General features: G+C 74.3%; 7 protein-coding genes and 3 pseudogenes. 4 read left to right on the top strand and 6 right to left on the bottom strand.

The window, feature by feature from the left end; genetic code table 11:
• Window positions 1-617 precede the first annotated feature (617 nt).
• The 3 genes and pseudogenes from G6O69_RS38455 to G6O69_RS38450 all read right to left on the bottom strand — a co-directional run bounded on the left by G6O69_RS38455 (window position 618) and on the right by G6O69_RS38450 (window position 2,130).
• Window positions 618-1,430: a hypothetical protein gene (locus G6O69_RS38455; RefSeq protein ID WP_176397385.1), complete on the bottom strand. Its 813-nt coding sequence runs from the start codon at window positions 1,428-1,430 to the stop codon at window positions 618-620.
• A 29-nt stretch (window positions 1,431-1,459) separates the two neighbouring features.
• Window positions 1,460-1,843: pseudogene (locus tag G6O69_RS42655) on the bottom strand (hypothetical protein); the annotation flags it as partial.
• A 14-nt stretch (window positions 1,844-1,857) separates the two neighbouring features.
• The gene (locus G6O69_RS38450; protein WP_172305304.1) at window positions 1,858-2,130 is read right to left on the bottom strand and encodes a hypothetical protein; all 273 of its coding nucleotides are present in this window, start codon (window positions 2,128-2,130) and stop codon (window positions 1,858-1,860) included.
• 29 nt (window positions 2,131-2,159) lie between these two features.
• On the opposite strand from G6O69_RS38450, the gene G6O69_RS38445 reads away from it, so the two are divergent.
• The 4 genes and pseudogenes from G6O69_RS38445 to G6O69_RS42650 all read left to right on the top strand — a co-directional run bounded on the left by G6O69_RS38445 (window position 2,160) and on the right by G6O69_RS42650 (window position 6,918).
• Window positions 2,160-2,507 (top strand): hypothetical protein, encoded by a 348-nt coding sequence (locus G6O69_RS38445; protein WP_176397384.1) that lies wholly within the window; start codon window positions 2,160-2,162, stop codon window positions 2,505-2,507.
• Entirely contained in the window at window positions 2,447-5,155 is a 2,709-nt protein-coding gene (locus G6O69_RS38440) for a hypothetical protein (protein WP_176397383.1), read from the top strand. The genes G6O69_RS38445 and G6O69_RS38440 overlap by 61 nt, the downstream gene beginning before the upstream one ends.
• Before the next feature lie 496 nt (window positions 5,156-5,651).
• The gene (locus tag G6O69_RS38435; RefSeq protein ID WP_176397382.1) at window positions 5,652-5,834 is read left to right on the top strand and encodes a hypothetical protein; all 183 of its coding nucleotides are present in this window, start codon (window positions 5,652-5,654) and stop codon (window positions 5,832-5,834) included.
• A pseudogene (locus G6O69_RS42650) lies at window positions 5,831-6,918 on the top strand (AAA family ATPase). Before G6O69_RS38435 ends, G6O69_RS42650 begins: the two are co-directional and overlap by 4 nt.
• A 601-nt stretch (window positions 6,919-7,519) precedes the next feature.
• On the opposite strand, the gene G6O69_RS42645 reads toward G6O69_RS42650, so the two are convergent.
• The 3 genes and pseudogenes from G6O69_RS42645 to G6O69_RS42635 form a co-directional block, all read right to left on the bottom strand.
• Window positions 7,520-7,699, bottom strand: a complete 180-nt coding sequence (locus tag G6O69_RS42645; protein WP_346017173.1) for a hypothetical protein — start codon at window positions 7,697-7,699, stop codon at window positions 7,520-7,522.
• 251 nt (window positions 7,700-7,950) lie between these two features.
• Window positions 7,951-8,607 (bottom strand): annotated as a pseudogene (locus tag G6O69_RS42640) (AAA family ATPase); the annotation flags it as partial.
• Window positions 8,608-9,280: 673 nt separating this feature from the next.
• Window positions 9,281-11,482, bottom strand: a complete 2,202-nt coding sequence (locus tag G6O69_RS42635; protein ID WP_176397381.1) for a hypothetical protein — start codon at window positions 11,480-11,482, stop codon at window positions 9,281-9,283.
• Window positions 11,483-11,544: the final 62 nt, after the last annotated feature.

Genomic DNA, 11,544 nt, shown 5'->3' with positions numbered 1-11,544 from the left:
CTGGCGAAGAAGCGCTGGAGCGCGGCGAGCTGCTCGCCCTCGAGCTGCTCGCCGCTGGCCGCGAGGGCGAGCACGGCCGCGGCCAGGCCACGGATCATCTGCTCGTCGAGGTCCTCGGGGATCACGTCGACGATGCCGAGCATCTGCGCGGGGCTGGGGAAGCCCTGGAGCTGGGCCTCGCGCTCGGCCCAGCGCCTGGCGATGGCCGCGGGCGTCGGGCCGTCGGGCGGGGGGGTCTCCCACAGCGCCCGCGACCAGCACAGGCCGGCCTCGCGGGTGCGCTGGAGGGCAGCCTGGAGCTCCCCGAGCTCGGCCCAGCGGGGGACTCGAGCGGGATCGTCGAGGGGAAGGTCGAGGCCGCAAAAACTCGGCCTCGAGGGCGGCGAGGCGGGCCTCGATGGCGCTGCGCGGGGCGTCTGCGGGGACCGTGAGCGCGCCGTCTTCGGGGGCGTCGCCTTCGGGAGCGGCCTCGTCCTCGGCGGGCGCGTCGTCGATGGGCGCCTCGAAGACCGCGGCCGGGCGCAGCGGTCCCCTGTGCGCGGCGCGCTTGCGCGGGCCGGGCTCTGGCGCGGCGGGCCGCGGCGGCGCGCTGCCTTCGGCCCACTCGATCCCGATGCTCACGAAGGGGTCGAAGTCGAACTCGGCGCTGCGCACCCAGGGGACCAGGGCGTCCGCGTTGGCGGAGACGAGGTAGTCGACCCACTCGCCGAGCGGGGCGAAGGCGTCCTCGGCCAGGCTCTCGCGGGTGAAGGCCCGGCCGCGGCGTCCGCCTCGCCCTGGGGCGCGAGCCAGACCACGCTGTCCGCGTCGGGGCCGTCGAGCAGCAGCTCGCGCAGCTTGCTGGGCCGAAAGGGCGGATCCACGGCGGCGCCCACGGGCAGGTAGAGGTCCTGGATCTGCGGGGCGGGGACGTAGGCCTCGGCGTCGAGGTCGAGGGCCGGCGGCCCGGCGGCGCTGCGCCGGGCTCGGAGCACGACGATCGGATCGCCGCCTCGGGGGTCCTGGATGGTGGCGAAGCGCAGCTGGGCGACGACGGACTCGGGGACCGTGCGGACCAGGGCCTCGACCTGCTCGAGGGCGCGCTCGCGCAGCACCCATAGATCCGCCGGGCGGGTGATCGGGGCCCGGGTCAGGCGCAGCTCGACCTCGAGCCGGCGCTCGGGCGCGGCGCGCTGCCAGCGGGTGGCCGCGGGCAAGCTGACCACGCTGACCGCGTGGAGGTCGAGCCAGGGGCCGTCGGGGACGTGCAGCCAGCCGTGTTCGCCGATCAGGACCAGCGACTCGGGCTCGGCGTCGAGGCGCGCGGCGAGGGGGTGGCGGCGGCCGAGCGCGACCCACACGCGGCCGCCGGGGCGGGCCAGGGTGAAGGCGCGCAGCGAGTCGCCGCCATCGAGGGCGCGGAGCACCGCGTAGTAGGGCGGATCCGCCACGCGGCAGAGGTTGCGGCGGACCCCTGGGCGTCGGTGAAGAAGGCCAGGCGCTGATCCTCGCAGCCCAGGCGCAGCAGCTCACCGGCCACGCGCAAGAAGCCCTCGTCGCCCTCGCTGAGGAAGAGCAGCTCGCCCAGGGGCGGGGTGGGCTCGCCGGCGCGCTCGAGGGGCAGGACCTCGGCCCAGCACGAGAGCGGCCGCGGGTTCGCGGGCGCCCGGGTGCGGAGGCTGACGCCGGCCTCGCGCAGGCGCGCGCGGTCGGCCCGGGGCAGCGGCTCGTCCGTGGACAGGCACAGCTTGCCGGCGGTGTCGCGGGCGAAGTCCACGGGCGCGGCCTGGACCGCCGGGGGGATCAGGTTCGCGTCGAGGGCGGCGCGCAGGACCGCGAGATCTTCGAAGACCAGCGTGGACATGGTCTGTCGGGCTGCTAGCCGGAGCCCTGCTCGATCGACTCGCGCTCGTCCTCGTCCTCGTCCGCGCTCGCCTCGGCGCCGGCCTGCTCGCCCTGTCCGCGGCGAACCACCACCTTACCGACCTCCTCGGCCTCGACCACGCCACCTTCGACCAGCGCGTTGACCAGGGCGCGGTGCTCCTCCTCGTGCTCGTGGGGGAGGGCGTCCGAGTCCGACTCGTACTCGACGATCAGGTTCTTCTTCCCGGTCGCCGGATCGATCTGCAGGTGGATGTTGAGCTCGGGCATGGCTGCGCCTGCGTCACGCAGGCGCAGCCATGCCCGAGCTCAACATCCACCTGCAGATCGATCCGGCGACCGGGAAGAAGAACCTGATCGTCGAGTACGAGTCGGACTCGGACGCCCTCCCCCACGAGCACGAGGAGGAGCACCGCGCCCTGGTCAACGCGCTGGTCGAAGGTGGCGTGGTCGAGGCCGAGGAGGTCGGTAAGGTGGTGGTTCGCCGCGGACAGGGCGAGCAGGCCGGCGCCGAGGCGAGCGCGGACGAGGACGAGGACGAGCGCGAGTCGATTCGAGCAGGGCTCCGGCTAGCAGCCGACAGACCATGTCCACGCTGGTCTTCGAAGATCTCGCGGTCCTGCGCGCCGCCCTCGACGCGAACCTGATCCCCCCGGCGGTCCAGGCCGCGCCCGTGGACTTCGCCCGCGACACCGCCGGCAAGCTGTGCCTGTCCACGGACGAGCCGCTGCCCCGGGCCGACCGCGCGCGCCTGCGCGAGGCCGGCGTCAGCCTCCGCACCCGGGCGCCCGCGAACCCGCGGCCGCTCTCGTGCTGGGCCGAGGTCCTGCCCCTCGAGCGCGCCGGCGAGCCCACCCCGCCCCTGGGCGAGCTGCTCTTCCTCAGCGAGGGCGACGAGGGCTTCTTGCGCGTGGCCGGTGAGCTGCTGCGCCTGGGCTGCGAGGATCAGCGCCTGGCCTTCTTCACCGACGCCCAGGGGGTCCGCCGCAACCTCTGCCGCGTGGCGGATCCGCCCTACTACGCGGTGCTCCGCGCCCTCGATGGCGGCGACTCGCTGCGCGCCTTCACCCTGGCCCGCCCCGGCGGCCGCGTGTGGGTCGCGCTCGGCCGCCGCCACCCCCTCGCCGCGCGCCTCGACGCCGAGCCCGAGTCGCTGGTCCTGATCGGCGAACACGGCTGGCTGCACGTCCCCGACGGCCCCTGGCTCGACCTCCACGCGGTCAGCGTGGTCAGCTTGCCCGCGGCCACCCGCTGGCAGCGCGCCGCGCCCGAGCGCCGGCTCGAGGTCGAGCTGCGCCTGACCCGGGCCCCGATCACCCGCCCGGCGGATCTATGGGTGCTGCGCGAGCGCGCCCTCGAGCAGGTCGAGGCCCTGGTCCGCACGGTCCCCGAGTCCGTCGTCGCCCAGCTGCGCTTCGCCACCATCCAGGACCCCCGAGGCGGCGATCCGATCGTCGTGCTCCGAGCCCGGCGCAGCGCCGCCGGGCCGCCGGCCCTCGACCTCGACGCCGAGGCCTACGTCCCCGCCCCGCAGATCCAGGACCTCTACCTGCCCGTGGGCGCCGCCGTGGATCCGCCCTTTCGGCCCAGCAAGCTGCGCGAGCTGCTGCTCGACGGCCCCGACGCGGACAGCGTGGTCTGGCTCGCGCCCCAGGGCGAGGGCGGACGCCGCGGCCGGGCCTTCACCCGCGAGAGCCTGGCCGAGGACGCCTTCGCCCCGCTCGGCGAGTGGGTCGACTACCTCGTCTCCGCCAACGCGGACGCCCTGGTCCCCTGGGTGCGCAGCGCCGAGTTCGACTTCGACCCCTTCGTGAGCATCGGGATCGAGTGGGCCGAAGGCAGCGCGCCGCCGCGGCCCGCCGCGCCAGAGCCCGGCCCGCGCAAGCGCGCCGCGCACAGGGGACCGCTGCGCCCGGCCGCGGTCTTCGAGGCGCCCATCGACGACGCGCCCGCCGAGGACGAGGCCGCTCCCGAAGGCGACGCCCCCGAAGACGGCGCGCTCACGGTCCCCGCAGACGCCCCGCGCAGCGCCATCGAGGCCCGCCTCGCCGCCCTCGAGGCCGAGTTTTGCGGCCTCGACCTTCCCCTCGACGATCCCGCTCGAGTCCCCCGCTGGGCCGAGCTCGGGGAGCTCCAGGCTGCCCTCCAGCGCACCCGCGAGGCCGGCCTGTGCTGGTCGCGGGCGCTGTGGGAGACCCCCCCGCCCGACGGCCCGACGCCCGCGGCCATCGCCAGGCGCTGGGCCGAGCGCGAGGCCCAGCTCCAGGGCTTCCCCAGCCCCGCGCAGATGCTCGGCATCGTCGACGTGATCCCCGAGGACCTCGACGAGCAGATGATCCGTGGCCTGGCCGCGGCCGTGCTCGCCCTCGCGGCCAGCGGCGAGCAGCTCGAGGGCGAGCAGCTCGCCGCGCTCCAGCGCTTCTTCGCCAGCCACGGCGAGCGCCTCGACCTGCGCGCGCTGTGGCTGTCGCGCAGCGCCCTCGCGCGCATGGCCGGCGACGATCGCCTGGCGCTCTTCCAGACCCGCGACCAGATCATGGCCACGCTGCGCGAGGGCGTGGGCCTGGCCCGCAACATCCCCGCCTTCGTGCGCACCTACGGCAGCGACGGCGACGCGGGCGACCTCGGCCGCCTCGCCGACGCGCTCGGCAGCGTCCGCGACGACTACCTCCTGGCCACGCGCACGCGCCGGCGCTCGACCATCGAGTCGACCTTCCCCGACGCGCGCACCGACGCCTACGTGCGCCTGCTCTTCGCCTGGGGCCTGGCCCGCCTCGGCCGCCCCCAGGCCGCCCGCGACGAGCTCGAGGCGGCTCGCAAGCTCCTGGGTCCGCGGGCCGCCGACCCGAGCGAGCCGGCAGCGACCCCGTGCACCACGCGGCCTTCTTGGCCTTCGAAGCGCGGATCCTCCAGGCCCTCGACGGCGTGGCCCCGGGCGCGCCCATGTCCGCCGCCCCCGACGGGCCGATCGCCGCCCGCGAGCGCCTCGAGCAGGACAACCTCGGGCGCTACAAGTACGACAGCCTCGTCGAGATCTCGCGCATCCTCGACCCCCACCACGGCGTCAACGCGGTCGATCGCTGGGTCGAGAGCAAGGCCGGCGAGCAGCCCTTCGCCGGCCTCGCGCTGCTCGACGATCCCCAGCGCCTCGCCGGGCTCTTCGACGACATGCTCGCGCAGCTGCCCGGCTGGGACGCCCCGCGCCAGGCCAAGGCGCTGCACAACCTGCTCGAGTACCTCGACGCCCTGCCCGAGCCCCTGGCCACGCCGCGCCTCCAGGCCGCGCTCCCGCTGATCGGCGACCTCGCCCTCGAGCAGCGCCCGCCCCTCTTGCGCCTGGCCATCGTCCGCGCCGGCTACCTCGAGCGCCCCGAGCTCGTCGGCGCCGCCCTCGACACCCTCGCGGCCAGCGACGGCGCGCTCGCGACCGAGCTGCCCGCCGCCTACGCCGAGCTCCTCGCCCGCGTGGCCCCGACCACGAGGCGCACCGGCCACGAGGCGCGCCTGCATTCGCTGCTCACCAACCTCGCCCGCCGCGTGGGCGACGAGCGCGACCTGGCCACCGCCACCGCCCGCCTGCACCTCGCGGCCGCGAGCGCGGCCATGGGCCAGCCGGGCCAGGTCCAGGCCGCCTTCGCCAGCGCCCACGCCCTGCTCCCCGAGCTCGCCGTCCGCCCCGGCGACTACCAGACCCTGCTGCGCGACATGGCCATGACCTCAGCCGCAGCACCCCCAACCAGGCCATCGCCGGGGCGCGAGCGCTCTTCGAGCGCCTCGCCGAGACCACCGACATGAAGACCGCCAACTCGCACTACTGCCTGGCGGTCATCCAGCTGATGGAGTCGGTGGTCCTGTCCCTGGCCAGCGAAGACCTGACCTTGTCCGAGTGGGCCCGACGCTGGGTCGAGGAGGACGAGCACCTGCTCCACCGGCGGATCCATCGCGATCTGAGCTACCATCGAAGCCCCGCATGAGCGCCCCGACGACCCCCGCCTCGCCTGATCAGCCTGATCAGGCCAACGAGCTCGATCAGCTCGACCGAGACATCGACGCCGTCGGCGAGCTCGACTACGAGACCCTGGCCGCCCGCTCCCACGCCCTGCGCGAGCGCCTCAACCGCTTCCGCACGGCCCTCGGCCACTACTTCGTCGAGCGCCAATCGATCATCGACCTGATGACGATCTGCGCCATCGCCCAGGAGCCGCTGCTGCTCGTCGGCGTCCCCGGCACGGCCAAGTCCGACCTCGTGACCAAGTTCCGCGACGCGCTCGGGATCCCCAGCGAGGACTACTTCGAGTACATGCTCACGCGCTTCACGGAGCCCTCCGAGGTCATGGGCCCGATCGACATCAACCTGCTGCGCGAGGGTCGCTACATCCGCCGGCCCAGGGCAAGCTGCCCACGGCGCGCATGGTCTTCCTCGACGAGATCTTCAAGTCGAACTCGGCGATCCTCAACTCGCTGCTCACGATCATCAACGAGCGCAAGTTCTACCAGGACGGCACCCCCGTGCCCGTGGCCCTCGAGGTGCTGATCGCCGCGACCAACGAGATCCCCGAGCACGCCGAGCTCGCCGCGCTCAAGGATCGCTTCTGCCTCAAGATCGTCGCCCACCCCGTGCAAGACGAGCACTTCTTCGAGCTCATCGACGCCGGCCTCGACGCCCAGACCCAGCGCGACCTCGCCCAAAAGCCCTGGGTCGAGGGCCACGCCAGCCTCGTCGACCTGCTCGAGGCCCACCGCTACCTGAGCTTGCAGATGGCTCGGCGCGAGCTCATGGCCGACGGCCAGGTGGTCCGCGATCGCCACCGCTACTTCTCCGACGAGCTGCTGCGCGAGCTGCATCGCCTGCTCAAGACCCTGGCCCGCGAGGACGGCGTGTTCGTCAGCGATCGCAAGGTCGTCAAGCTCTACAAGCTGCTGCGCACCCGGGCCTGGCTGCTCCACGGCGGCAAGGTCGAGCGCGAGGACCTCGCCCTGCTCGCCTACCTGGGTGAGACCCGCGAGGAGCTCGCCCTGCTCGAGGACAAGGTCCCCAAGCTCCTCGGCCTCGACTAGGAAGCTGGGGAGCTGGGACAGCGTGGAGGAGTCGTGAGCGAGGCGCGGGCGCGAGTCGACGAGTGGGCCGCCGCGGGGCTGCTGCTCCAGCGTGGGGCCAGCGTGGACGCCGAGCTCCTCGCCCTGACCGCGCCCTGGCTCGACGCCACCACCGAGGTCCTCGCCCTGCTCCCGCCCCTGGGCGTGGTCGCCGATCTCGGCCGGCTGCTGACCCGCGCGCCCTTCGACATCGCCCGCTCCGAGCCCGTCGCCGACCCTGACCTGCGCGCGGCCATCGACGCTACGAAGAGCACCTGCTCGGCCGCCTGTCCGCCGACTACCGGCTCGATGGCCGCGCGCAGGTCAGGGTCGGCGACGGGCTCGGAGCGGGCGATGTCGAAGGGCGCGCGGGTCAGCAGCCGGCCGAGATCGGCCGACCACGCCCAGGGGCGGGAGCAGGGCGAGGACCTCGGTGGTGGCGTCGAGCCAGGGCGCGGTCAGGGCGAGGAGCTCGGCGTCCACGCTGGCCCCACGCTGGAGCAGCAGCCCGCGGCGGCCCACTCGTCGACTCGCGCCCGCGCCTCGCTCACGACTCCTCCACGCTGTCCCAGCTCCCAGCTTCCTAGTCGAGGCCGAGGAGCTTGGGGACCTTGTCCTCGAGCAGGGCGAGCTCCTCGCGGGTCTCACCCAGGTAGGCGAGCAGGGCGAGGTCCTCGCGCTCGACCTTGCCGCCGTGGAGCAGCCAGGCCCGGGTGCGCAGCAGCTTGTAGAGCTTGACGACCTTGCGATCGCTGACGAACACGCCGTCCTCGCGGGCCAGGGTCTTGAGCAGGCGATGCAGCTCGCGCAGCAGCTCGTCGGAGAAGTAGCGGTGGCGATCGCGGACCACTGGCCGTCGGCCATGAGCTCGCGCCGAGCCATCTGCAAGCTCAGGTAGCGGTGGGCCTCGAGCAGGTCGACGAGGCTGGCGTGGCCCTCGACCCAGGGCTTTTGGGCGAGGTCGCGCTGGGTCTGGGCGTCGAGGCCGGCGTCGATGAGCTCGAAGAAGTGCTCGTCTTGCACGGGGTGGGCGACGATCTTGAGGCAGAAGCGATCCTTGAGCGCGGCGAGCTCGGCGTGCTCGGGGATCTCGTTGGTCGCGGCGATCAGCACCTCGAGGGCCACGGGCACGGGGGTGCCGTCCTGGTAGAACTTGCGCTCGTTGATGATCGTGAGCAGCGAGTTGAGGATCGCCGAGTTCGACTTGAAGATCTCGTCGAGGAAGACCATGCGCGCCGTGGGCAGCTTGCCCTGGGCCCGGCGGATGTAGCGACCCTCGCGCAGCAGGTTGATGTCGATCGGGCCCATGACCTCGGAGGGCTCCGTGAAGCGCGTGAGCATGTACTCGAAGTAGTCCTCGCTGGGGATCCCGAGCGCGTCGCGGAACTTGGTCACGAGGTCGGACTTGGCCGTGCCGGGGACGCCGACGAGCAGCAGCGGCTCCTGGGCGATGGCGCAGATCGTCATCAGGTCGATGATCGATTGGCGCTCGACGAAGTAGTGGCCGAGGGCCGTGCGGAAGCGGTTGAGGCGCTCGCGCAGGGCGTGGGAGCGGGCGGCCAGGGTCTCGTAGTCGAGCTCGCCGACGGCGTCGATGTCTCGGTCGAGCTGATCGAGCTCGTTGGCCTGATCAGGCTGATCAGGCGAGGCGGGGGTCGTCGGGGCGCTCATGCGGGGCTTCGATGGTAGCTCAGATCGCGATGGATCCGCCGGTGGAGCAGGTGCTCGTCCTCCTCGACCCAGCGTCGGGCCCACTCGGACAAGGTCAGGTCTTCGCTGGCCAGGGACAGGACCACCGACTCCATCAGCTGGATGACCGCCAGGCAGTAGTGCGAGTTGGCGGTCTTCATGTCGGTGGTCTCGGCGAGGCGCTCGAAGAGCGCTCGCGCCCCGGCGATGGCCTGGTGGGGGTGCTGCGGCTGAGGGTCATGGCCATGTCGCGCAGCAGGGTCTGGTAGTCGCCGGGCGGACGGCGAGCTCGGGGAGCAGGGCGTGGGCGCTGGCGAAGGCGGCCTGGACCTGGCCCGGCTGGCCCATGGCCGCGCTCGCGGCCGCGAGGTGCAGGCGGGCGGTGGCGGTGGCCAGGTCGCGCTCGTCGCCCACGCGGCGGGCGAGGTTGGTGAGCAGCGAATGCAGGCGCGCCTCGTGGCCGGTGCGCTCGTGGTCGGGGCCACGCGGGCGAGGAGCTCGGCGTAGGCGGCGGGCAGCTCGGTCGCGAGCGCGCCGTCGCTGGCCGCGAGGGTGTCGAGGGCGGCGCCGACGAGCTCGGGGCGCTCGAGGTAGCCGGCGCGGACGATGGCCAGGCGCAAGAGGGGCGGGCGCTGCTCGAGGGCGAGGTCGCCGATCAGCGGGAGCGCGGCCTGGAGGCGCGGCGTGGCCAGGGGCTCGGGCAGGGCGTCGAGGTACTCGAGCAGGTTGTGCAGCGCCTTGGCCTGGCGCGGGGCGTCCCAGCCGGGCAGCTGCGCGAGCATGTCGTCGAAGAGCCCGGCGAGGCGCTGGGGATCGTCGAGCAGCGCGAGGCCGGCGAAGGGCTGCTCGCCGGCCTGCTCTCGACCCAGCGATCGACCGCGTTGACGCCGTGGTGGGGGTCGAGGATGCGCGAGATCTCGACGAGGCTGTCGTACTTGTAGCGCCCGAGGTTGTCCTGCTCGAGGCGCTCGCGGGCGGCGATCGGCCCGTCGGGGGCGGCGGACATGGGCGCGCCCGGGGCCACGCCGTCGAGGGCCTGGAGGATCCGCGCTTCGAAGGCCAAGAAGGCCGCGTGGTGCACGGGGTCGGCTGCGGGCTCGCTCGGGTCGGCGGCCCGCGGACCCAGGAGCTTGCGAGCCGCCTCGAGCTCGTCGCGGGCGGCCTGGGGGCGGCCGAGGCGGGCCAGGCCCCAGGCGAAGAGCAGGCGCACGTAGGCGTCGGTGCGCGCGTCGGGGAAGGTCGACTCGATGGTCGAGCGCCGGCGCGTGCGCGTGGCCAGGAGGTAGTCGTCGCGGACGCTGCCGAGCGCGTCGGCGAGGCGGCCGAGGTCGCCCGCGTCGCCGTCGCTGCCGTAGGTGCGCACGAAGGCGGGGATGTTGCGGGCCAGGCCCACGCCCTCGCGCAGCGTGGCCATGATCTGGTCGCGGGTCTGGAAGAGCGCCAGGCGATCGTCGCCGGCCATGCGCGCGAGGGCGCTGCGCGACAGCCACAGCGCGCGCAGGTCGAGGCGCTCGCCGTGGCTGGCGAAGAAGCGCTGGAGCGCGGCGAGCTGCTCGCCCTCGAGCTGCTCGCCGCTGGCCGCGAGGGCGAGCACGGCCGCGGCCAGGCCACGGATCATCTGCTCGTCGAGGTCCTCGGGGATCACGTCGACGATGCCGAGCATCTGCGCGGGGCTGGGGAAGCCCTGGAGCTGGGCCTCGCGCTCGGCCCAGCGCCTGGCGATGGCCGCGGGCGTCGGGCCGTCGGGCGGGGGGGTCTCCCACAGCGCCCGCGACCAGCACAGGCCGGCCTCGCGGGTGCGCTGGAGGGCAGCCTGGAGCTCCCCGAGCTCGGCCCAGCGGGGGACTCGAGCGGGATCGTCGAGGGGAAGGTCGAGGCCGCAAAACTCGGCCTCGAGGGCGGCGAGGCGGGCCTCGATGGCGCTGCGCCGGGGCGTCTGCGGGGACCGTGAGCGCGCCGTCTTCGGGGGCGTCGCCTTCGGGAGCGGCCTCGTCCTCGGCGGGCGCGTCGTCGATGGGCGCCTCGAAGACCGCGGCGGGCGCAGCGGTCCCCTGTGCGCGGCGCGCTTGCGCGGGCCGGGCTCTGGCGCGGCGGGCCGCGGCGGCGCGCTGCCTTCGGCCCACTCGATCCCGATGCTCACGAAGGGGTCGAAGTCGAACTCGGCGCTGCGCACCCAGGGGACCAGGGCGTCCGCGTTGGCGGAGACGAGGTAGTCGACCCACTCGCCGAGCGGGGCGAAGGCGTCCTCGGCCAGGCTCTCGCGGGTGAAGGCCCGGCCGCGGCGTCCGCCCTCGCCCTGGGGCGCGAGCCAGACCACGCTGTCCGCGTCGGGGCCGTCGAGCAGCAGCTCGCGCAGCTTGCTGGGCCGAAAGGGCGGATCCACGGCGGCGCCCACGGGCAGGTAGAGGTCCTGGATCTGCGGGGCGGGGACGTAGGCCTCGGCGTCGAGGTCGAGGGCCGGCGGCCCGGCGGCGCTGCGCCGGGCTCGGAGCACGACGATCGGATCGCCGCCTCGGGGGTCCTGGATGGTGGCGAAGCGCAGCTGGGCGACGACGGACTCGGGGACCGTGCGGACCAGGGCCTCGACCTGCTCGAGGGCGCGCTCGCGCAGCACCCATAGATCCGCCGGGCGGGTGATCGGGGCCCGGGTCAGGCGCAGCTCGACCTCGAGCCGGCGCGTCGGGCGCGGCGCGCTGCCAGCGGGTGGCCGCGGGCAAGCTGACCACGCTGACCGCGTGGAGTCGAGCCAGGGGCCGTCGGGGACGTGCAGCCAGCCGTGTTCGCCGATCAGGACAGCGACTCGGGCTCGGCGTCGAGGCGCGCGGCGAGGGGGTGGCGGCGGCCGAGCGCGACCCACACGCGGCCGCCGGGGCGGGCCAGGGTGAAGGCGCGCAGCGAGTCGCCGCCATCGAGGGGCGC

Source organism: Pseudenhygromyxa sp. WMMC2535 (assembly GCF_011083025.2).
The sequence above is the reverse complement of the archived record's forward strand: the minus strand, read 5'-3'. Positions and strand labels throughout refer to the sequence as shown.